We start from the raw sequence: 20,898 nt of genomic DNA, 5'->3' as shown, positions 1-20,898 counted from the left end.
CAGTTTACTGGTGGGTGTCTGCGTGGGGTGCTGTACGGACGATCCGGAAACCGGTAAAGCCATACAGGACGCTGAGCAGGGGGCTGACGATATTGAATAAACAGAACGGCAGGTAGAGCAGGGTTGATACGCCAAGTACCGCTGACATGAAGGCACCGCAGGAATTCCAGGGTACGAGTGGCGAGGTTACGGTGCCCGAGTCAGCGGCTAGTCGGGACAGGTTCTGTGGCGCAAGCCCGCGCCTGGCAAACTCGGCCCGGTAAATACGCGTCGGCAGTACCAGGGCGATGTACTGGTCTCCCGCCACGACGTTGAGGCCGATACAGCTGGCGCAGACCAGCAGAAACAGCTGGCCAGTGGATCTGGCTAGGCCGATCGCCGGGCTGACCAGGCGATTGATCAGGCCGAACTCGTCCAGCAGGGCGCCGAAGGTGACGGCGCCGATGATCAGCCACACCGTCAGCAGCATACTGTCCATGCCCCCGCGGGAGAGGAGGCTGTCGACATCGGCAATACCCGAGCTCATGGTGAAGCCCGTGGCCATGGCCTGCCAGATGCTCTTGATGGCCGGCAGGAAACCCATCTGCCCGCTTTCGACAAAATTCCTGTACACATCCGGCTGCAGGAAGGCGCCGAGCGCTCCGGCGAACATGGCCGAGGTCATCAGTGCCAGGGAGGCAGGTACCTTGCGGATCGACAGGAAGGCGAGCAACGCCAGTGGTAGCAGGTTCCAGGCAGTAATGTGGTAGATCCCGTTCAGGGCATCCAGTTCAACCACGGTCTGCAGCTCGGATTGCCCCTGGACATCGACCCGGCCCAGCCCCAGCAGACCGAAGACTACGGCGGCAATCAGGAAGGCCGGGACTGAAGTCCACGCCATGGTGCGGATATGGGTCGGCAGGTCCACCCGTGCCATCTGTGCCGCAAGAATGGTGGTTTCGGATAGCGGGGACAATTTGTCACCCAGATAGGCACCCGAGATCACGGCGCCCGCCGTGATGGCGGGAGACACCTCGAGCATGTTCGCAATGCCCACCAGACCCACACCGATGGTGCCGGCGGTGGTCCAGGAGCTGCCGATGGACAGGGCGATCACGCCACAGATCAGGGCCGTGGCCACGTAATACCAGCCCGGTGCCAGAACCTGGATGCCGTAATAGACGAGTGTGGGAATGGTCCCGGACAGGTTCCAGGTGCCGATCAGGGCGCCGACCGCCAGCAGAATGAAGATCGCACTGGTGACCGAGGCCAGTGCGCCCTGACCGGCTTTCTGCACGGCCTCCCAGGCATAGCCATTCTTGAGGGCAATCAATGCCGCAACCATGCAACAGATAATCAGGGCGGTCTGGATCGGGCCATCCAGGGCATCGAGCCCGAACAGGGCGAGGGCGGCCGCGATCAGAATGGCCAATGTGACCAAGGGGACAAGTGCGTCCGCCAGGGAGGGTTCTCGAATGGAGCGATCGGTACCGGTCTTGCTCATGGTTACATCCGGTCATGCCCGGAGGAGCCGTGGGGCTGGGCACTCTTCCTAAACATTAGCTGACGGAATGTGGCCCGCGGGTTCCCGGCACAGCTGGCACTTTTTTGCACAGTTCAAACCGGCTATGATTCCGCCTCTTTCACAGACCAGAACACGCACAGCGACGGGGGGCGGAGTGAGTATCAAATCCGATAAGTGGATTCGCCGGATGGCCGAGCAGCAGGGCATGATCGAGCCCTTCGAGCCGGGCCAGGTACGCAAGAACGGCAATGGTGACCGGTTGATCTCCTACGGGACCTCCAGCTACGGCTACGATGTGCGCTGCGCCGGTGAGTTCAAGATCTTCACCAACGTGCACTCCGCCACGGTGGACCCGAAGACCTTCGACGAGAACAGCTTTGTGGATGTGGAGGGTGATTCCTGCATTATCCCGCCGAACTCCTTTGCCCTGGCGCGCACGGTGGAATACTTCCGCATCCCGCGCTCCGTGCTGACCATCTGCCTGGGCAAGTCCACCTATGCCCGCTGCGGCATCATCGTCAACGTGACACCGCTGGAGCCTGAGTGGGAAGGGCACGTGACCCTTGAGTTCTCCAACACCACCAACCTGCCGGCCAAGATCTACGCCAACGAAGGCGTGGCGCAGATGCTGTTCTTTGAGTCCGATGAAGTCTGCGACGTGTCCTACAAGGACCGCGGCGGCAAGTACCAGGGCCAGCGCGGTGTGACCCTGCCGCGGGCCTGATGACATTTCGACGCTTGTGGGTCGTCCGCAGGCGTCAAACTGCCGGGGAGCCAGATTCCGAAAACGCATGAATACTTCCCTGTAGCTCCTTCCGTACCGTCCCTGGTACGGAAGGTTTCGGAATCTGGCTCCCCACCACTTTGACTTCCCTCTGAACTTCAGTTGCCTCTGTTACTTCGCTGCCATGAATGATCTCCCCCAACAGATCGATGTCCTCATCATCGGTGCCGGCGCTGCGGGCCTGATGTGTGCGGCCGTGGCCGGTCAGCGGGGTCGCAGTGCGCTGGTACTGGATCATGCCAACAAGGTGGGCAAGAAGATCCTGATGTCCGGTGGCGGGCGCTGTAATTTCACCAACCTGTACACGTCGCCAGAAAATTTCTACAGCGAGAATCCGCACTTCTGCAAATCGGCACTGGCCCGCTACACCCAGTGGGACTTCATTGCGCTGGTGGAGAAGCACGGCATCCCGTATCACGAGAAAACCCTCGGCCAGCTGTTCTGCGACAACAAGTCCAAAGACATTGTCGACCTGCTGCTGGCGGAGTGTCGTGCGGCCAGGGCGCAGATCCGCACCCGCTGCAGTATCGAGTCAGTGCAGCCGCTGGAATCGGGTTACCGGGTGGAGACCAGCCTGGGACCGGTGCAGTGTGAGTCGCTGGTGATTGCCACCGGCGGCCTGTCGATCCCTACCATGGGCGCCACCGGGTTTGGTTATGAGATCGCGCAGCAATTTGGCCTGCGCGTTGTGCCGACCCGTGCCGCGCTGGTGCCTTTCACCCAGCACAAGCGCCAGCTGGAACGACAGCAGGAGCTGCCCGGCAGTGCACTGCCGGTGACTGCCAGCTGCGGGCCCGGCAGTTTCCACGAGCAGATGCTGTTTACCCATCGCGGCCTGAGTGGTCCGGCGGTGCTGCAGATTTCCAGTCACTGGCGTGAAGGCGAGCGGGTTTCTTTCGACCTGGCTCCGGACAGGGATCTGGCCGAGTGGCTCGCCCAGCAGCGGGCGGAGAAACCGGAAGCTCACCTGCATACGGTGCTCGCCGGCCTGTGGAGCAGGAAGCTGGTCCAGCACTTTCTCGCCGAAAAGGGCATAGAGAGCCGCCCCCTCAAGCAGTTCAGCCCGGCTGAACTGTCGGAAATTGGCAGCAGGCTGCAGACCTGGGAGCTGGTGCCAGCGGGCACCGAGGGCTACCGCACGGCGGAAGTCACTCTCGGCGGGGTGGATACGGATGCGATCTCTTCCCGCACCATGGAGTGCAAGTCCCAGCCGGGTCTGTATTTTATTGGCGAGGTGCTGGATGTAACCGGCTGGCTTGGGGGCTACAACTTTCAGTGGGCCTGGTCTTCCGCCCACGCCGCCGGGGAAGTGGTTTAATATAACCCCACCTCTTCCAACAGCACCGGCGTAAACCGGGCAGGAGTCGAGCATCCATGGGCGATGTGATTCCCTTCAAGCGCAAAACCGCATGGCAGAAGCACAAGGGCAGCAGCCTGTGCCGCGACGGCTTCCACAAGTGGCAGGTAGTCACCGAGCGCAAGTTCGACGTCAAGCAGGGCAAGCTGGTGACCGAGTACCGCTGCGAGCGGTGTGGCAAGACCAAAACTAAATTGTTGTAGGTGGCTGCTTACGGTTTAATTTGCGGTTAAGCCTCCCCAAGTCTCCCTAAGCCTCACTCCTCCATTATCGTCATACCGGCGCAGGCCGGTATCCAACGTCCTCGTTCTTCACAGGTTACCTGGATCCCGGCCTGCGCCGGGATGACGGGGGTGGGGGATTTTCTACTGTCGTCATGCCGGCGTAGGCCGGCATCCATCACCCCCCTCGTACTTTTCACGCTTTCTGGATCCCGGCCTGCGCCGGGATGACGACAGGGATGTTTATTGGGCGCATCATGTCGGCGCAGGCCGGTATCAACCGCCCTGGTATTCCTCGGGTTTGCTAGATCTCGGCCCTTGCCAGGGTGGCGAAGGAGGAGATTTATTCGAGTCGTCATACCGGCGAAGGCCGGTATCCATCTTCCTCGTGCTGCACATGTTACCTGGGTCCCGGCCTGCGCCGGGATGACGGGGGTGGGGGATTTTCTGCAGTCGTTATACCGGTACAGGCTGGTATCTGTCCTCCCCGTACTTGGCAGGTTTTCTGGATCCCGGCCTGCGCCGGGATGACGGGGTAGGGGATTTTCTGCAGTCGTCATACCGGCGTAGGCCGGTATCCATCTCCCTCGCGCTGCACATGTTACCTGGATCCCGGCCTGCGCCGGGATGACGGGGTAGAGGATTTTCTGCAGTCATTATGCCGGTACAGGCTGGTATCTGTCCTCCCCGTACTTGGCAGGTTTTCTGGATCCCGGCCTGCGCCGGGATGACGGGGTAGAGGATTTTCTGCAGTCGTTATGCCGGTACAGGCTCGTATCCGTCCTCCCCGTACTTTGCAGGTTTTCTGGATCCCGGCCTGGGCCGGGATGACGATGGTCATTGAATCCCACACCTGGTCGCAGGCCATGCTAATAGCACTTTGTCATGACGGGGCATCCCCTGAATTTAGGGCGAAATGTTCGGAGGCGGTTTTTGAAGCCGCACCACAATGGGGTGGCAAACAGCGACCACAGGAAGGGCATAATCCCATCATTGGCGGTTGAGGGAAATTAAGGAGCCGGCAGCCCGTTCAAGGCGCCGGCTCCAGTGAAGCCAGTCGATCTGGGCTAGCGACGTCGCTTCCAGCGGCGCTGGTTGCGGTCGTAGATCCAGCCTCCTGCGGCCCCAATGGCTGCACCGGTAGCGACGCCGCGGGTGTCACCGCGGATCAATGCACCTGAAGCGGCACCGATGCCGGCCCCGGTGGTGACGCGACGCTGCGAATCACTCATGTTGGCACAGCCGACGCTGGCCAGGCCCGCCGTCAGGATGGCGGCCAGGCCACAGTTTTGTATGACACGAATGCGCATAAGTACCTCGAATTCTTCCAGCAAAAAACAGTTTCAGTGTAAGGTTGCCCACGCTCGGCAACGGTGCGCCCTGATATCGTGACGGCCTCAGTCAGCGGTCTGCGCCCGGATGTTGCTTAGCGGTAGATGCGGCGGCCGTGGCGATCGTAGTAGTAGTGCCGTTTTCTCTCGCGGTCGTAGAGCCAGCCGGCTCCCGCACCCAGTACCGCACCTGCTGCGGTGCCCCCGGGGCGTCCGCCAGAGATCAGGGCGCCGGTGACGGCACCAATGCCGACGCCGGTGCCGATGCGGCGGTCGGTATCATTCATGTTGGCGCAGCCGCTGGAGAGGCTGCCGGCGAGCACGGTGGCGGATACCAGTGAGGCGAGTCCCGCACGTTTGAGTATGTGATTCAGCATGTTGTGGCTCCCGATGGTGGATAGCGATAAGGGAGAGATAAAGTTGGGCCTGTTTTGCCTCGGGAACACGCGAGGTGCAGAGTCGCAGGACCCACGAGCAACGAGTTTATTGTCGTGTGATGACGGTCCCCAGTCGTGCTGTTGTGTTGCTGGCTGGGGAGCAATCAGGGGAGGCTGGGAAAGCCGATGTTTGAGAAAGAAGACCTGTTGGATATCGCCCGCACGCCTATGCCGTTTGGCAAGTATGCCGGGCGCATGTTGATCGACCTGCCCGAGGAGTACCTGCTCTGGTTCCAGAAAAAGGAATTCCCCAAGGGGCGGCTCGGCCACCTGCTGGCATTGACCCTGGAGATCAAGATCGAGGGGCTGGAGGGATTGATTCGCCCGCTGAAAAGGCCCGGGCCGCGAGCTGGGAGCAGCCGCTAGGCCAGCTCAGGTGTTCGAGCCCAGGCTCGACTGTGCGGCGAATCAAGCTGGACGCCTGGTAAAGTGCTTCAGGACTTGGGATGCCAGCGATCGTCATCCCCCTTTTCATATTTTTCTTTCACCGCAGACCAGGCCACTGCGTGTGCGGTTTCTTCCCGGCTGGAGTCTCCCCGCCGGTCCTCCGGTTTCGCATACTGGTCCCAGGCACTGTTGAATGCTTCTTTGTAGATGGACTGGGCGTGTGGCGGAAGGACGTTCCTGACGTTGTCTGGCAGTTCCTCGCGGTTTTTATAGGGCATGGCAACGGCTCCAAATGCAGTTTTCCCGAGTGTAGACGGGGGATCAGAAAACTTGTGACAGGTGCGCCCAACACTAAAATACATATTGCCTAGGTAAGAAGCTCCGACACTGTTTGTAGTGCGGGGCGGCAAGAAGAAGCGGTCCGCAATGGAGCCCGGACAAGACCGTAAATAGACCCACAGCGGGTGACCACTGGTCTGAGACGACTTCAGCGAGTGAACATGCGGTTCTAACGTTCGGACAGCTTAAAGAGAGGGAGCGGTCGAAATGAATTCGGCCGCTATTCTCTTTTCTGGCTACCTGCTTTTTATGGATACCGGGCAGGTTGTTCAAGCCAGCTGAAAGTTTTTTATTCTGCCTCTCACACCCGGTCAGTCGAGGGTGCCCATCCCGGCAATACTACGCGCCAGAGGTGTGATTTCCTTCATGTTTTTAGATCTGGAAATTGCGCACGTAAATTTTCATGCTAATTTAAAACTGAATGACATCGCTGTCATTTGGGCTGGGCTCACCCTCCCTGCAGCCTGGCTGCCCTTGGCGAGTCCGAGGTAGTTCTGGGTGGGCATTGCAGTCACCGTTATTCACTCTCACAGGGTGTGACCAATACAAGGGGCGCTTCGGCGCCCTTTGTATTTGCTGAAGATGCATTTGCTGAAGATTACCCAGGCACAAAAAACCCGGCGCGGAGGCCGGGTTTTTATTTGGGTTGGGTAAGCGTCTTACTTGCGCTTGTCCAGCGGCATGTAGTCGCGCTGGGTGTAGCCGGTGTACAGCTGGCGCGGACGGCCGATCTTGTAGGGGTTGGAGATCATCTCGTTCCAGTGCGCGATCCAGCCGGCGGTACGGCCGGTGGCGAAGATCACGGTGAACATGTCGGTGGGGATACCGATGGCTTTCATGATGATGCCGGAGTAGAAGTCCACGTTCGGGTACAGCTTCTTCTCGACGAAATATTCGTCTTCCAGCGCGATCTTCTCCAGCTTCTTGGCGATGCGCAGCAGCGGGTCGTTCTCGGCACCCATGGCACCCAGAACTTCGTCGCAGATGCCCTGCATGACACGGGAGCGCGGGTCGAAGTTCTTGTAAACGCGGTGACCGAAGCCCATCAGGCGGAACGGGTCGTTCTTGTCCTTGGCCTTGGCAACGTACTCGTCGATACGGCTCTCATCGCCGATCTCCTGCAGCATGTTCAGTACTGCCTCGTTGGCACCACCGTGGGCCGGTCCCCACAGGGCGGCGATGCCGGAGGAGATGCAGGCAAACGGGTTGGCGCCGGAGGAGCCGGCGAGACGCACGGTAGAGGTGGAAGCGTTCTGCTCGTGGTCGGCGTGCAGCAGGAAGATCACGTCCATGGCCTTGGCCACGATCGGGTCGATCGTGCTGGGCTCACAGGGGTTGCCGAACATCATGTGCAGGAAATTCTCTGCGTAGCCCAGGTTGTTGTCCGGGTACATGAACGGCTGGCCCTTGGAGTGCTTGTAGCACATGGCAGCCAGGGTCGGCATCTTGGCGATCAGGCGGTGGGCAGAGATTCTGCGGTGTTCGGGGTCGTTGATGTCCAGGGAGTCGTGGTAGAAGGAGGCGAGGGCGCCGACCACACCACACATCATGGCCATGGGGTGGGCGTCGTAGCGGAAGCCCTTGAAGAAGTTGACGATGGACTCATGGACCATGGTGTGGTTCATGATGGTCTCGACGTACTCTCTCTTCTCTTCTGCGCTCGGCAGCTCGCCGTTCATCAGCAGGTAGCAGGTTTCCAGGTAGTCGGACTGCTCCGCCAGCTGCTCGATGGGGTAGCCGCGGTGCAGCAGTTGGCCCTTGGCGCCATCGATATAGGTGATCTTGGATTCGCAGGCGGCGGTGGACACAAAGCCCGGGTCGTAGGTAAACAAGCCCTTGCCGGTCAGCTTGCCGACGTCGACAACGTCGGGGCCGAGAGTGCCGGAGAGCACAGGCATCTCGATGGTGCCGTCGATACCGTCGACCGTAAGTTGCGCTTTTTTATCGGACATTGCGGACTCCTAAAACTGTTCTTATGCCGCCTGATTCCCTGTCACTGTGGGCAGTAGCGGGCTTTTGAGCGGGGCCAAACTTAAGTGTCGCGCCCCCAATTGTCAAACGGAAACGGGCGGGCTGCACTGGTGGGAAACGGCAGAATATGCGGTCACACTTGTGAGTGGGAGCGGAATTGCCTGAATAACCCCGTCGAGTATCCAAGTATCTTCGGCGTCGACCTCCCGCCCGGGAAGCGTTTTCGCGCCAGGTCGCCCCGGGCGGGCCGCCGGGGTACGGCCGCAGTTTCATTGTCTTTTGAATGCCAAATGCCTATAATCCGCGCGGCCTGCGCCAAGGTACGGCCATTTTGTACAAGGCTTCGTCAGGTCGTGTGCAAAGTGAGCACTGCAGGCAAATCGCCCCTCCATTGAAAGCTAACGGGCGCCCGGTCGTTCAGGGCAACAAGGTGTTTTTCCTGTGAACAAAAACAGACCTGTCAATCTAGACATTTCCACTATCAAGCTCCCCGCTGCCGCACTGGTTTCCATTCTGCATCGTATCTCCGGCGTTGTGCTCTTCGCCGTGATGGCATTGTTGCTGTGGATGCTGGGAACCAGTCTCGAGTCCGAACAGGGCTTCGCAAGTGTAGCCGAGACATTCAACAGCGTTCCCGCCAAGCTCATCCTGTGGGCCTCTCTGGCCGCCCTCATCTATCACCTGGTGGCTGGCGTACGTCATTTGTTCATGGACCTTGGGATCGGTGAGTCCCTGGAAGGTGGCCGGCGTGGTGCCGTGCTGGTGCTGGTCCTGAGCGTCATCCTGATTCTGGCAGTGGGAGTATGGTTATGGTAACGACCGTCACGAGTTTCGGCCGCAGCGGCGTATTTGACTGGCTGTATCAGCGTGTCACAGCGGTTGTCCTGGCTGCTTACACCCTCTTTATTGTGGGTTTCATTTTTCTGACTGATGACTTCGGTTACCAGGCCTGGTCGGCGCTGTTCCAGAACTTCTGGATGCGCATCTTCAGCCTGGTGGCGCTGCTGTCGGTAGTGGTGCATGCATGGATCGGTCTCTGGTCTGTGGTTACCGATTACCTCACCAATCGCATGATGGGTCCCAAGGCGACCGTTCTGCGGGTCCTGGCGCAGAGCGTGCTGGGTGCGGTTGCCGTGATCTACACGGTGTGGGGCATTCAAATTCTGTGGGGTGTGTAATTTATGGCGAACATGCGAACCATTTCCTTTGATGGGATTGTGATTGGCGGCGGCGGTGCTGGTATGCGTGCCGCGCTGCAGATGGCCCAATCCGGCTTCAAGACCGCGGTCATCACCAAGGTATTTCCCACCCGTTCGCACACTGTGTCCGCCCAGGGGGGGATCACCTGTGCAATTGCCAGTGCCGATCCGCAGGACGACTGGCGCTGGCACATGTATGACACCGTCAAAGGTTCCGACTACATCGGTGACCAGGACGCGATCGAGTACATGTGTTCCGTTGGCCCGGAAGCCGTGTTCGAGCTTGAGCACATGGGCCTGCCGTTCTCCCGTACCGAGAATGGCCGCATCTACCAGCGTCCGTTCGGTGGCCAGTCCAAGGACTTCGGCCGCGGCGGCCAGGCGGCGCGTACCTGTGCCGCGGCAGACCGGACCGGTCACGCCCTGCTGCACACGCTGTACCAGAACAACGTCAAGAACAACACTGTCTTCCTGAACGAGTGGTTCGCCGTGGACGTGGTGAAGAACCAGGATGGCGCCGTGGTGGGTGTGATTGCGCTCTCCATCGAAGACGGTGAAGTGGTCTTCATCAAATCCAAGGCCACCGTGCTGGCCACTGGCGGTGCCGGCCGTATTTACGCCTCCACCACCAACGCCCACATCAACACCGGTGACGGTGTCGGCATGGCCCTGCGCGCCGGTTTCCCGGTGCAGGACATGGAGATGTGGCAGTTCCACCCGACCGGTATCCACGGTGCCGGCGTGCTGGTCACCGAGGGCTGCCGCGGTGAGGGTGGTTACCTGGTCAACAAGGACGGCGAGCGTTTCATGGAGCGCTACGCCCCCAACGCCAAAGACCTGGCCTCCCGCGATGTGGTGGCCCGCTCCATGGTGCTGGAGATCCTCGACGGCCGCGGTGCCGGCCCGGATGGCGACCATGTATTCCTGAAGCTCGACCACCTGGGCGAGGAAGTGCTGAACAGCCGCCTGCCGGGTATCTGCGAGCTGGCCAAGACCTTTGCCCACGTGGATCCGGTCAAGGATCCGATCCCGGTGGTGCCGACCTGTCACTACATGATGGGTGGTATCCCCACCAACGTGCACGGCCAGGCCCTGACCCAGGATGCCTCCGGCAACGACCAGGTCATCGACGGCTTCTACGCCTGCGGTGAGGTTGCCTGTGTGTCCGTACATGGCGCCAACCGCCTGGGTGGTAACTCGCTGCTGGACCTGGTGGTCTTCGGTCGCGCCTCCGGCCTGTTCATCGAGCAGTCCCTGCGCGAGGGTATCGAGCACCGCGAGGCTTCCGAGTCGGATATCGAGGCCGCCATGGCGCGCCTGAACAACCTCGAGAACAAGAACAACGGTGAGAAGGCCTCCGACCTGCGCCGTGAACTGCAGAACGTCATGCAGAACCACTTCGGTGTATTCCGCCGCGGCGACTACATGGCCGAGGGCGTCAAGAAGCTGGAAGACCTGCGCAGTCGCATCGAGAACGTGCGCCTGGACGACAAGAGCCGCGCCTTCAACACCGCCCGTATTGAGGCGCTGGAACTGCAGAACCTGCTGGAAGTGGCCGAAGCCACGGCCATCGCTGCCGAGACCCGCGTCGAGAGCCGCGGCGCCCACGCGCGTGAGGACTTCCAGGAGCGCGACGACGAGAACTGGCTGTGCCACTCCATGTTCTTCCCAGCGGAGAAACGCGTCGGCAAGCGCGCGGTGAACTTCGCACCGACCACCATGGAGGCGTTCGAGCCCAAGGCCCGCACCTACTAAGAGATTGCAGGGCGCCTGGCGCCCTTCATTCGGAAGCAGACATATGTTGAAAGTAAGCATTTACCGTTACAACCCGGAGACCGACAAGGCTCCCTACATGCAGGACTACGAGCTGGACACCCAGGGCAAGGACCTGATGGTGCTGGACGTACTCGAGATGCTGAAGGCCGAGGACTCCACCCTGTCTTTCCGTCGCTCCTGCCGTGAGGGTGTGTGCGGTTCCGACGGTATGAACATTTCCGGCCGCAACGGCCTTGCCTGCACCACGCCGCTGTCCGAGGCGGCGCCCAAGGGCAAGCTGGTCCTGCGCCCGCTGCCGGGCCTGCCTGTGATCCGCGACCTGGTCGTGGACATGGAGCAGTTCTACGAGCAGTACAAGAAGATCGAACCTTACCTGCAGAACGACACCCCGGCTCCGGCCATCGAGCGCCTGCAGAGCCCGGAAGACCGCGAGAAGCTGGACGGCCTGTACGAATGCATTCTCTGCGCGTGCTGTTCCACCGCCTGTCCGTCTTTCTGGTGGAACCCGGACAAGTTCATCGGTCCGGCGGGCCTGCTGCAGGCCTACCGCTTCCTGGCGGATACCCGCGACACCGCTACCGACGAGCGTCTGTCCAACCTGGATGACCCCTTCAGCGTTTTCCGCTGCCACGGCATCCAGAACTGTGTGAACGTGTGCCCGAAGGGTCTCAATCCGACCCGGGCCATCGGCCATATCCGCAATATGCTGCTGACCCGCGCCGTCTGATCCGGCGCCGGTGTCTCAGGGGCGGATCCCCACCGGCCCAGGCCGGGCGGGGGTTACAGCATCAAGCGACGGCGCCTGAGCCGCTGCCACAATAAAAAGGGGAGGTGACTGACGGCGCCTCCCCTTTTGTGGGTTAGCCACCGGGCTGGCTCACGGGCAGTGGCAGGCGTTTTGTTGCAACCAGGCTTTGGCGCCGGCAGAGAGGGCGCTGGTGCCGCGGGCGATCGGACCGCCGCGGCAGGCAGGAACTTAGAAAAGCGCAGTGTCGCCGATGGACACTGCAACGAGGTAGGCACCAACATGCACGAAAGCACCATGGAGCAGCTGTGGCGTAGCTCCCATATCTCCGGGGGCAACGCCGCCTACGTGGAGGACCTCTACGAAACCTATCTGCACGACCCCAGTGGCGTGCCGGAGGAGTGGCGCAATTACTTTGACAGCCTCCCGCGCGTGGCGGGTGGTGACGTCTCCCACGAGGCCATCCGCACCCACTTCGAGCTGCTGGCCAAGAACCGCACCCGCCCGCTGGCCGCACCCGGTGCCGGCGCCATCAATGTCGAACACGAGCGCAAGCAGGTTCGCGTCCTGCAGCTGATCAACTCCTACCGTCACCGTGGCCACAAGAAGGCCACCCTGGATCCGCTCGGGCTGATGGCCCGCGAACAGGTGCCGGATCTGCAGCTGAATTACCACGGTCTCACCGAGGGTGATTTCGACACCACCTTCCAGACCGGTGACCTGTTCTTCGGCAAGGGTGAAGCCACCCTGCGGGAAATTGTAGAGGGGCTGGAGCGCACCTACTGCGGCAATCTCGGCGCGGAAATCATGCATCTTTCGAATCTGGAAGAGCAGCAGTGGTTTCAGCAGCGCCTCGAGCGCAGCCAGGCGCGTCCGAACTTCGGTGCCGATATCCGCAAGGAAATCCTGCAGCGCCTGTCCGCGGCCGAGGGCCTGGAGCGCCATCTGGATTCCAAGTACCCGGGCACCAAGCGCTTTGGCGTCGAGGGTGGCGAGAGCCTGATCCCGCTGATGGACGCGCTGATCCGCCGCTCCGGCACCTACGGGGTGAAGGAAGTGGTAATGGGCATGGCCCACCGCGGCCGCCTCAACACCCTGGTCAATATCCTCGGCAAGAACCCGTCGGACCTGTTCGAGGAGTTCGAGGGCAAGAAGACCCTGGATACCTCCGGTGACGTGAAATACCACCAGGGCTTCTCCTCCAACGTGATGACCCCCGGTGGCGAAGTGCACCTGGCCCTGGCCTTCAACCCCTCGCACCTGGAGATCTGTGCACCGGTAGTGGTGGGCTCTGTGCGTGCGCGCCAGGATCGCCGCAGCGACAACACCGGCGAGAAGGTGATGCCGATCAACATCCACGGCGACGCGGCCTTCGCCGGCCAGGGTGTGGTGCAGGAAACCCTGCAGATGTCCCAGACCCGCGGTTACTACACCGGCGGCTCCGTGCACATCGTGCTGAACAACCAGGTGGGCTTCACCACCAGCAAGCGCGAGGACGCCCGCTCCACCGAGTACTGTACCGACGTCGCCAAGATGATCGACGCCCCGGTGCTGCACGTGAACGGTGACGATCCGGAGATGGTCGTACTGGCGGGCCTGCTGGCCGTGGATTACCGCTACGAGTTCAAGAAAGACATCGTCATCGACCTGGTGTGCTACCGCCGCCGCGGCCACAACGAGACCGACGATCCGTCCGGTACCCAGCCGCTGATGTACCAGGCGATTCGCAAGCAGAAGACCACCCGCACCCTCTACGCCGAAAAACTGGTGGAAGAGAAGGTACTGTCCAAGGACGAGGCAGACAAGCTCGCCTCCGACTACCGCGACAAGCTGGATAAAGGCGAAGACGTGGCCACCGGCCTGGTGAAACAGCCGGACGAATCCATGTTCGTGGACTGGAGCCCGTTCCTGAACCATGAGTGGACCGTGCCCGGTGACACCAGCTTCCCGATGGCCAAGCTGAAAGACGTGGCCAACCGTATGACCACGGTGCCGGACGGCGTGGTACTGCAGCGCCAGGTTTCCAAGATCTATGAAGACCGCCGCAAGATGGCCGGTGGCGCCCTGCCGCTGAACTGGGGCATGGCCGAGACCCTGGCCTACGGCACGCTGCTGGAGCAGGGTTACCTGGTGCGCCTGACCGGTGAGGACGTGGGTCGCGGTACCTTCTCCCACCGCCACGCGGTGATCCACAGCCAGAAGGACGGACAGTCCTACGTGCCGCTGCAGAACATGTACGACGGCCAGCCGCCGTTCTACATCTATGACTCCCTGCTGTCGGAAGAGGGTGTGCTGGCATTCGAATATGGCTACGCCACCACCACGCCCAAGTCCCTGGTGATCTGGGAAGCCCAGTTCGGCGACTTCGCCAACGGTGCCCAGGTGGTGATCGACCAGTTCATCACTTCTGGTGAGCACAAGTGGGGCCGTATGTGCGGCCTGGTGATGCTGTTGCCGCACGGCTATGAGGGCCAGGGCCCGGAGCATTCCTCCGCGCGCCTGGAGCGCTTCATGCAGCTGTGTGCCGAGCACAATATCCAGGTGTGCAACGCCACCACGCCGGCTCAGATTTTCCACCTGCTGCGTCGCCAGGCCATCCGCCCGATGCGCCGCCCGCTGGTGATCATGAGCCCGAAGTGGATCCTGCGCCACAAGCTGGCTACCTCCAGCCTGGACGAGCTGGCCAATGGCCACTTCCACAACGTGATCCAGGACGAGGGTGTCGACCCGGCCAAGGTGAAGCGCCTCATCCTGTGCTCCGGCAAGGTCTACTACCATTTGCTGGAAGCGCGCATCGAGCGCGAGCAGGAAGATGTCGCCTTCGTGCGTATCGAGCAGCTCTACCCCTTCCCGGACGAAGAGTTCGTGGATGCCGTGTCCGCATTCAAGAACATAAAGAGTGTGGCCTGGTGTCAGGAAGAGCCCATGAACCAGGGTGCCTGGTACCACAGCCAGCATCATATGCGTCGCCTGCTGGCAGAATCGCATCCGAAGCTGGAACTGGAATATGTGGGCCGTCCGGCCTCCGCAGCCCCGGCTGCGGGCTATATGTCCACGCACCTGGAAGAACAGAACAAGTTCATCAACGAGGCGCTGACCGTCAAGTAAATCGGCGGCAGTAATTAGTGAAGAGTCAATCTCAGGAACAGGAACAATGACGATCGAGATTAAAGCGCCAACTTTCCCGGAATCCGTTCAGGATGGCACCGTTGCCACCTGGCACAAGAAGCCCGGTGAGGCTGTCTCCCGCGATGAACTGATCGTGGATATCGAAACCGACAAGGTGGTCCTGGAAGTGGTGGCCCCGGCCGATGGCGCCATCAGTGAAATCATCAAGGACGAGGGCGATACCGTCCTCTCCAACGAGGTGATCGCCAAGTTTGAAGAAGGCGCCGCCGGCGGCGGCGCATCCAAGGACGAAGGTGCGAAGGAAGAGGCAAAGGAAGAGCCCAAGAAAGAGGAAGCCGAAACTTCCAAGGGCGGTGAAGACCAGCTGGTAAATCCGGCTGCACGCAAGCTGGCCGAAGAGAAGGGCGTCGACCTGAGCAAGGTCCAGGGCTCCGGCAAGGGCGGCCGCATCACCAAGGAAGACGTACAGAAAGCCGAGAAGGCCCCGGCCGCAGCTCCTGCAGCTGCAGCCGCGGAAGTGCCGGTTGCCGCCGGTGAGCGCGTCGAGAAGCGCGTGCCGATGACCCGTATGCGCAAGCGTATCGCCGAGCGCCTGCTGGATGCCTCCCAGTCCACTGCCATGCTCACCACCTTCAACGAGGTGAACATGAAGCCGATCATGGACCTGCGCAAGAACTACAAGGACCTGTTCGAGAAGGTGCACAACGGCACCCGTCTCGGCTTCATGGGCTTCTTCGTCAAGGCGGCGGTGGAAGCGCTGAAGCGCTACCCGGCGGTGAACGCCTCTATCGACGGTGACGATATCGTCTATCACGGCTATCAGGATATCGGTGTAGCAGTCTCTTCCCCGAAGGGTCTGGTGGTACCGATCCTGCGCAACGCCGAGAACATGGGCCTGGCGGATATGGAAAACAATATCCGTGACCTGGGTCTGCGCGCCCGCGACGGCAAGCTGTCCATCGAGGAAATGACCGGTGGTACCTTCACCATCACCAACGGCGGTGTGTTCGGTTCCCTGCTGTCCACCCCGATCCTGAACCCGCCGCAGACTGCGATTCTGGGCATGCACAAAATCCAGGAGCGCCCGATGGCGGTCGACGGCAAGGTGGAAATCCTGCCGATGATGTACCTGGCCCTGTCCTACGACCACCGCCTGATCGACGGTAAAGAGGCCGTTGGCTTCCTGGTGGCCATCAAGGAAATGATTGAGGATCCCGCGCGCATCCTGCTGGAAGTCTAAGCGCGCCAAGCACTCATCCTGCGGGGGCGCAGCCCCCGCGGAAATTCTGAACACACGAATATCTGGAACTGACCATGTCGGAAAAATTTGACGTAATCGTTATTGGCTCCGGTCCGGGGGGATACGTAGCGGCCATTCGCGCGGCCCAGCTCGGCCTGAAAACCGCCTGTGTGGAAAAGTGGAAGAACAAGGAAGGCAAGGGCGTTAACGGCGGCACCTGCCTGAACGTCGGTTGTATTCCCTCCAAGGCGCTGCTGGACAGCTCCTGGAAGTACCACGAAGCAAAGGACGACTTCGACATTCACGGCATCGAGACCAAGAGCGTCAAGATCGATGTACCGAAAATGCTCGAGCGCAAGGACGACATCGTCAAGAAGCTCACCGGCGGCGTATCCGGCCTGTTCACCGCCAACAAAGTGACTTCCATCTGGGGCAGCGGCAAGCTGCTGGCCAACAAGAAAGTGGAAGTGACTGACGACGAGGGCAAGACCACCGTCTACGAGGCCGAGAACATCATCCTGGCTTCCGGTTCCGTGCCGGTAAACATTCCGCCGGCCCCGGTGGACAACAAGGTGATCGTCGACTCTACCGGCGCACTGGAATTCGACAAGGTGCCGAAGCGCCTGGGCGTGATCGGTGCCGGTGTCATCGGTCTGGAACTGGGTTCCGTCTGGAGCCGCCTGGGTTCCGACGTGGTGGTACTGGAAGCCCTGGACGACTTCCTCGCCATCTGGGACAAGCAGATCGCCAAGGAAGCCCAGAAGACCTTCAAGAAGCAGGGTCTGGACGTGCGCCTGTCCTGTCGAGTGACCGGCTCCGAAGTCAAGAAAGACGAAGTGGTCGTGACCTACGAAGACAAGGATGGCAAAGAGCAGCAGGAAACCTTCGATCGCCTGATCGTGTGTGTCGGCCGTCGTCCGTACACCGAAGGCCTGCTGTCCGAAGATGCCGGCGTGAAGCTGGACGAGCGCGGCTTTATCTACGTCAACGACCTGTGCATGACTTCCGCTCCGGGCGTCTGGGCTGTGGGTGACGTGGTGCGCGGCCCGATGCTGGCTCACAAGGCCTCTGAAGAGGGTGTGGTGGTTGCCGAGCGCATCGCCGGCCAGAAGCCGATGATGAACTATGACGTCATCCCCAACGTGATCTACACCCACCCGGAAATCGCTTCCGTAGGCCGCACCGAAGAACAGGTGAAAGCCGACGGTGAGCCCTACAATGTAGGCGTCTTCCCGTTTGCCGCCTCCGGCCGTGCCATGGCAGCGAACGACACCGGCGGCATGGTGAAGATCATCGCCCACGCCGAGAGCGACCGTGTACTGGGTGCCCACGTGATCGGCCCGTCTGCGGCGGACCTGGTCCAGCAGGTGGCGATTGCGATGGAATTCGGTTCCAGTGCGGAAGACATCGGTATGACCGTGTTCGGCCACCCGACCCTGTCCGAAGCGGTGAAGGAAGCGGCGCTGGCAGTGAACGGGCACGCGATCCACATCGCGAACCGCAAGAAGCGCAAGTAACAATCAGGAAGTAGGGGCGGGCCTTGTGTTCGCCCCGTCTCGTTCGGGCCAACGAAAAGGCAGGATCCATTCCGGTGGGCCTGCCTTTACGCCATTCGCGGCGACCGTTTGCCCATTATGGATGCGGGAGAGGGATCCCCGACCTCTAATTTTTTAAAAGTGAATTGGTATCAACTATGAACTTGCATGAGTATCAGGGCAAACAACTGTTTGCAGCATACGGATTGCCGGTTTCCAAAGGCATTGCAGCGGAAACCCCGGCAGCGGCAGCAGCAGCGGCAGATGAAATCGGTGGCGACAAGTGGGTGGTAAAGGCCCAGGTACACGCCGGTGGCCGCGGCAAGGCCGGCGGTGTAAAGCTGGTGGATTCCAAGGCGGAAATTGAAGAATTCGCCAAGAAGTGGCTGGGTGAGCGCCTGGTTACCTATCAGACAGACGAAAACGGTCAGCCGGTCTCCCGAATTCTGGTTGAGAGCTGCACCGACATCGACCAGGAGCTCTACCTGGGTGCGGTTGTCGACCGCTCCACCCGTCGCATCGTGTTCATGGCCTCCACCGAAGGCGGTGTCGAGATCGAGAAAGTTGCGGAAGAGACTCCGGAAAAAATCCTTAAGGCCACCATCGATCCTCTGGTGGGCGCACAGCCTTACCAGGCGCGCGAGCTGGCTTTCCAGCTGGGTCTGAACCCGACCCAGGTGAAGCAGTTCACCAAGATCTTCCTCGGCCTCGCCAAGATGTTCGAAGAGAAAGACCTGGCGCTGCTGGAAATCAACCCGCTGGTGATTACCGATGAGGGCAACCTGCACTGCCTGGACGCCAAGGTCGTGATCGACAGCAATGCGCTGTACCGTCACGCCGACCTGCGCGAAATGCATGACCCGAGCCAGGAAGACGCCCGTGAAGCCCACGCAGCCAAGTGGGACCTCAACTACGTGGCTCTCGATGGCAACATCGGCTGCATGGTGAACGGTGCCGGCCTGGCCATGGGTACCATGGACATTGTCAACCTGCACGGCGGCAAGCCGGCCAACTTCCTGGACGTCGGCGGCGGCGCAACCAAGGAGCGCGTGGTCGAGGCGTTCAAGATCATTCTCTCTGATGAAAACGTGAAGGCCGTACTGATCAACATCTTCGGCGGCATCGTGCGTTGCGACATGATCGCAGAGGGCGTGATCGGCGCTGTGAAAGAAGTGGGCGTGAAAATTCCCGTTGTGGTGCGCCTGGAAGGCAACAACGCAGACCTGGGTGCCAAGGTACTGAGCGAGAGCGGTCTGAACATTATCGCGGCCACCAGCCTGACCGACGCGGCTCAGCAAGTGGTTAAAGCGGCGGAGGGTAAATAATCATGTCCGTACTGATTAACAAAGATACCAAGGTCATCTGTCAGGGCTTCACCGGCTCCCAGGGCACCTTCCACTCCGAGCAGGCCATTGCTTACGGCACCAAGATGGTCGGTGGTGTTACCCCGGGCAAGGGCGGCCAGGAGCACCTGGGCCTGCCGGTCTTCAACACCGTGAAAGAAGCGGTTGAGGCTACCGGTGCGGAAGCATCCGTGATCTATGTTCCGGCTCCGTTCTGTAAGGATTCCATCCTGGAAGCGGCCAATGGCGGCATCAAGCTGATCGTCTGCATCACCGAAGGCATCCCTACCCTGGATATGCTGGACGCCAAGGTCAAGTGCGACGAGCTGGGCGTGCGCCTGATCGGCCCGAACTGCCCGGGCGTGATCACTCCCGGTGAGTGCAAGATCGGCATCATGCCGGGTCACATCCACAAGCCGGGCAAAGTGGGCATCGTTTCCCGTTCCGGTACCCTGACCTACGAAGCGGTCAAGCAGACTACTGACCACGGTTTCGGCCAGTCCACCTGCGTGGGTATCGGTGGCGACCCCATCCCGGGTTCCAACTTCATCGACATCCTGGAGATGTTCGAGAAGGATCCGCAGACCGAAGCGATCGTCATGATCGGTGAGATCGGCGGTACTGCGGAAGAAGAGGCGGCGGCCTACATCAAGGAAAACGTCACCAAGCCGGTGGTTTCCTACATTGCTGGTGTGACCGCTCCTCCCGGCAAGCGCATGGGCCACGCCGGTGCGATCATCTCCGGTGGCAAGGGCACCGCGGACGAGAAATTCGCTGCACTGGAAGACGCCGGTGTCAAAACCGTGCGCTCCCTGGCCGATATCGGCGACGCACTGAAGGAAGCAGCCGGCTGGTAATCAGCGGTCTGTTTTACTTCGCAAAAAAGGCTGCCTTCGGGCAGCCTTTTTTATTGGTGAAAGAAAGACGCTTGGAAAAGGAGAGCTTTAACAAAGTGGGATTAGCTTTCATAAAGCTCCAGCGGCAGTCCATCCGGATCGCTGAAGAAGGTGAAGCGCTTGCCGGTGTACTCATCGATGCGCACGGGTTCCACCTCAATGCCACAGTGCTGCAGATGTTCGATCACCGGTTCCAGGCTTGTCACACGGAACGCGAGATGCCGCAGGCCCCGGGCTTCGGGATAGCTGGGTCGCTCGGGTGCGTCGGGGAAGGAGAACAGTTCCAGCTGGCTGCCATCGGGAAGCGCGAGGTCGAGTTTCCAGGAATTTCTTTCAGCCCGGTAGTTCTCCGCTATGACCTCAAGCTTCAGAATCTGTGTATAGAATTTTTTCGACCTGGCGTAATCGGAACAGATAATGGCGACGTGATGGATACCGTTGAGCATGGGGCTCCCGCAGAGTCAGTGGAATGTCTTGAGATGCTTTAGTAGGGGCAGGGAGCGCACCATAGCTCCATCAGCCGGGGCAAGCAAACCCGGCGCTTCCCACCGGTCAGCCGGGTGTAACAATTCCGCCAGGCCGGCGACCAACGTCCACTGAGCCAATGCACTGCACCGGTGTGGTATCCGGGGTGTTGTGGCGGCAGGTCCGCTACGGCGGTTCGCCCGTAAGCAGTCCCACAGTGTATCTTTGAATCTCACCGG

General features: G+C 60.7%; 19 protein-coding genes. 13 read left to right on the top strand and 6 right to left on the bottom strand.

Annotated features, from left to right (window positions below; all coding sequences use genetic code 11):
* Positions 1–4: 4 nt before the first annotated feature.
* Complete coding sequence (gene nhaC / locus LVD12_RS05085) at positions 5–1,483, bottom strand: Na+/H+ antiporter NhaC (RefSeq protein WP_237066152.1); 1,479 nt, start codon at positions 1,481–1,483, stop codon at positions 5–7.
* Between the two features lie 175 nt (positions 1,484–1,658).
* Between nhaC and dcd the strand changes: the two genes are divergently transcribed.
* The 3 genes from dcd to LVD12_RS05070 all read left to right on the top strand — a co-directional run bounded on the left by dcd (position 1,659) and on the right by LVD12_RS05070 (position 3,848).
* On the top strand, positions 1,659–2,228 hold the full coding sequence (gene dcd, locus LVD12_RS05080) for a dCTP deaminase (RefSeq protein WP_237066151.1): 570 nt from the start codon (positions 1,659–1,661) through the stop codon (positions 2,226–2,228).
* A gap of 184 nt (positions 2,229–2,412) precedes the next feature.
* Positions 2,413–3,606, top strand: a complete 1,194-nt coding sequence (locus tag LVD12_RS05075) for a BaiN/RdsA family NAD(P)/FAD-dependent oxidoreductase (RefSeq protein ID WP_237066150.1) — start codon at positions 2,413–2,415, stop codon at positions 3,604–3,606.
* A gap of 56 nt (positions 3,607–3,662) precedes the next feature.
* Positions 3,663–3,848 (top strand): hypothetical protein, encoded by a 186-nt coding sequence (locus LVD12_RS05070; RefSeq protein ID WP_069948540.1) that lies wholly within the window; start codon positions 3,663–3,665, stop codon positions 3,846–3,848.
* A gap of 1,085 nt (positions 3,849–4,933) precedes the next feature.
* On the opposite strand, the gene LVD12_RS05065 is transcribed toward LVD12_RS05070, so the two are convergent.
* Positions 4,934–5,176 carry a YMGG-like glycine zipper-containing protein gene (locus LVD12_RS05065; RefSeq protein ID WP_237066148.1) on the bottom strand — a complete coding sequence of 81 codons (243 nt, stop codon included), beginning with the start codon at positions 5,174–5,176 and terminating at the stop codon, positions 4,934–4,936.
* Between the two features lie 116 nt (positions 5,177–5,292).
* Positions 5,293–5,574 carry a YMGG-like glycine zipper-containing protein gene (locus LVD12_RS05060; RefSeq protein ID WP_237066146.1) on the bottom strand — a complete coding sequence of 94 codons (282 nt, stop codon included), beginning with the start codon at positions 5,572–5,574 and terminating at the stop codon, positions 5,293–5,295.
* A 186-nt stretch (positions 5,575–5,760) separates the two neighbouring features.
* Between LVD12_RS05060 and LVD12_RS05055 the strand changes: the two genes are divergently transcribed.
* Positions 5,761–6,000 carry a DUF3820 family protein gene (locus LVD12_RS05055; protein WP_237066144.1) on the top strand — a complete coding sequence of 80 codons (240 nt, stop codon included), beginning with the start codon at positions 5,761–5,763 and terminating at the stop codon, positions 5,998–6,000.
* 68 nt (positions 6,001–6,068) lie between these two features.
* Here the strand turns inward: LVD12_RS05055 and chaB are convergent, their stop codons facing one another.
* Complete coding sequence (gene chaB / locus LVD12_RS05050; protein WP_237066142.1) at positions 6,069–6,299, bottom strand: putative cation transport regulator ChaB; 231 nt, start codon at positions 6,297–6,299, stop codon at positions 6,069–6,071.
* Positions 6,300–7,019: 720 nt separating this feature from the next.
* A complete protein-coding gene (gene gltA, locus LVD12_RS05045; RefSeq protein WP_237066140.1) occupies positions 7,020–8,312 on the bottom strand; it encodes a citrate synthase in 1,293 nt (430 codons plus the stop codon).
* A gap of 460 nt (positions 8,313–8,772) precedes the next feature.
* Between gltA and sdhC the strand changes: the two genes are divergently transcribed.
* The 9 genes from sdhC to sucD all read left to right on the top strand — a co-directional run bounded on the left by sdhC (position 8,773) and on the right by sucD (position 20,155).
* Positions 8,773–9,147, top strand: coding sequence for a succinate dehydrogenase, cytochrome b556 subunit (gene sdhC / locus LVD12_RS05040; RefSeq protein ID WP_237066139.1), 375 nt, complete (start codon positions 8,773–8,775; stop codon positions 9,145–9,147).
* On the top strand, positions 9,141–9,509 hold the full coding sequence (sdhD, locus tag LVD12_RS05035) for a succinate dehydrogenase, hydrophobic membrane anchor protein (protein ID WP_237066137.1): 369 nt from the start codon (positions 9,141–9,143) through the stop codon (positions 9,507–9,509). Before sdhC ends, sdhD begins: the two co-directional genes overlap by 7 nt.
* Positions 9,510–9,512: 3 nt before the next feature.
* Positions 9,513–11,285, top strand: a complete 1,773-nt coding sequence (sdhA, locus tag LVD12_RS05030; protein WP_237066135.1) for a succinate dehydrogenase flavoprotein subunit — start codon at positions 9,513–9,515, stop codon at positions 11,283–11,285.
* 43 nt (positions 11,286–11,328) lie between these two features.
* Entirely contained in the window at positions 11,329–12,033 is a 705-nt protein-coding gene (locus LVD12_RS05025) for a succinate dehydrogenase iron-sulfur subunit (protein WP_237066133.1), read from the top strand.
* A gap of 300 nt (positions 12,034–12,333) precedes the next feature.
* Positions 12,334–15,159 carry a 2-oxoglutarate dehydrogenase E1 component gene (locus LVD12_RS05020; protein WP_237066131.1) on the top strand — a complete coding sequence of 942 codons (2,826 nt, stop codon included), beginning with the start codon at positions 12,334–12,336 and terminating at the stop codon, positions 15,157–15,159.
* Positions 15,160–15,205: 46 nt separating this feature from the next.
* A complete protein-coding gene (gene odhB / locus LVD12_RS05015; protein WP_237066129.1) occupies positions 15,206–16,420 on the top strand; it encodes a 2-oxoglutarate dehydrogenase complex dihydrolipoyllysine-residue succinyltransferase in 1,215 nt (404 codons plus the stop codon).
* 74 nt (positions 16,421–16,494) lie between these two features.
* Complete coding sequence (gene lpdA, locus LVD12_RS05010) at positions 16,495–17,937, top strand: dihydrolipoyl dehydrogenase (protein WP_237066127.1); 1,443 nt, start codon at positions 16,495–16,497, stop codon at positions 17,935–17,937.
* Positions 17,938–18,113: 176 nt separating this feature from the next.
* Complete coding sequence (gene sucC, locus LVD12_RS05005) at positions 18,114–19,280, top strand: ADP-forming succinate--CoA ligase subunit beta (protein ID WP_237066125.1); 1,167 nt, start codon at positions 18,114–18,116, stop codon at positions 19,278–19,280.
* Between the two features lie 2 nt (positions 19,281–19,282).
* Positions 19,283–20,155 (top strand): succinate--CoA ligase subunit alpha, encoded by an 873-nt coding sequence (gene sucD, locus LVD12_RS05000; protein WP_237066123.1) that lies wholly within the window; start codon positions 19,283–19,285, stop codon positions 20,153–20,155.
* 101 nt (positions 20,156–20,256) lie between these two features.
* Here the strand turns inward: sucD and gloA2 are convergent, their stop codons facing one another.
* Positions 20,257–20,640, bottom strand: a complete 384-nt coding sequence (gene gloA2, locus LVD12_RS04995; RefSeq protein ID WP_237066121.1) for an SMU1112c/YaeR family gloxylase I-like metalloprotein — start codon at positions 20,638–20,640, stop codon at positions 20,257–20,259.
* Positions 20,641–20,898 lie beyond the last annotated feature (258 nt).

Origin of the sequence: Microbulbifer guangxiensis (assembly GCF_021729075.1) — a bacterium.
Lineage (GTDB): Bacteria > Pseudomonadota > Gammaproteobacteria > Pseudomonadales > Cellvibrionaceae > Microbulbifer > Microbulbifer guangxiensis.
This window is presented reverse-complemented; position numbering and strand designations above follow the sequence as displayed.

Bases quoted from the DNA above. Each gene is read 5' to 3' on its own strand.
- nhaC (WP_237066152.1), bottom strand. From the start codon at position 1,483: ATGAGCAAGACCGGTACCGATCGCTCCATTCGAGAACCCTCCCTGGCG.
- LVD12_RS05075 (WP_237066150.1), top strand. From the start codon at position 2,413: ATGAATGATCTCCCCCAACAGATCGATGTCCTCATCATCGGTGCCGGC.
- LVD12_RS05070 (WP_069948540.1), top strand. From the start codon at position 3,663: ATGGGCGATGTGATTCCCTTCAAGCGCAAAACCGCATGGCAGAAGCAC.
- LVD12_RS05065 (WP_237066148.1), bottom strand. From the start codon at position 5,176: ATGCGCATTCGTGTCATACAAAACTGTGGCCTGGCCGCCATCCTGACG.
- LVD12_RS05060 (WP_237066146.1), bottom strand. From the start codon at position 5,574: ATGCTGAATCACATACTCAAACGTGCGGGACTCGCCTCACTGGTATCC.
- LVD12_RS05055 (WP_237066144.1), top strand. From the start codon at position 5,761: ATGTTTGAGAAAGAAGACCTGTTGGATATCGCCCGCACGCCTATGCCG.
- chaB (WP_237066142.1), bottom strand. From the start codon at position 6,299: ATGCCCTATAAAAACCGCGAGGAACTGCCAGACAACGTCAGGAACGTC.
- gltA (WP_237066140.1), bottom strand. From the start codon at position 8,312: ATGTCCGATAAAAAAGCGCAACTTACGGTCGACGGTATCGACGGCACC.
- sdhD (WP_237066137.1), top strand. From the start codon at position 9,141: ATGGTAACGACCGTCACGAGTTTCGGCCGCAGCGGCGTATTTGACTGG.
- sdhA (WP_237066135.1), top strand. From the start codon at position 9,513: ATGGCGAACATGCGAACCATTTCCTTTGATGGGATTGTGATTGGCGGC.
- LVD12_RS05025 (WP_237066133.1), top strand. From the start codon at position 11,329: ATGTTGAAAGTAAGCATTTACCGTTACAACCCGGAGACCGACAAGGCT.
- LVD12_RS05020 (WP_237066131.1), top strand. From the start codon at position 12,334: ATGCACGAAAGCACCATGGAGCAGCTGTGGCGTAGCTCCCATATCTCC.
- odhB (WP_237066129.1), top strand. From the start codon at position 15,206: ATGACGATCGAGATTAAAGCGCCAACTTTCCCGGAATCCGTTCAGGAT.
- lpdA (WP_237066127.1), top strand. From the start codon at position 16,495: ATGTCGGAAAAATTTGACGTAATCGTTATTGGCTCCGGTCCGGGGGGA.
- sucC (WP_237066125.1), top strand. From the start codon at position 18,114: ATGAACTTGCATGAGTATCAGGGCAAACAACTGTTTGCAGCATACGGA.
- sucD (WP_237066123.1), top strand. From the start codon at position 19,283: ATGTCCGTACTGATTAACAAAGATACCAAGGTCATCTGTCAGGGCTTC.
- gloA2 (WP_237066121.1), bottom strand. From the start codon at position 20,640: ATGCTCAACGGTATCCATCACGTCGCCATTATCTGTTCCGATTACGCC.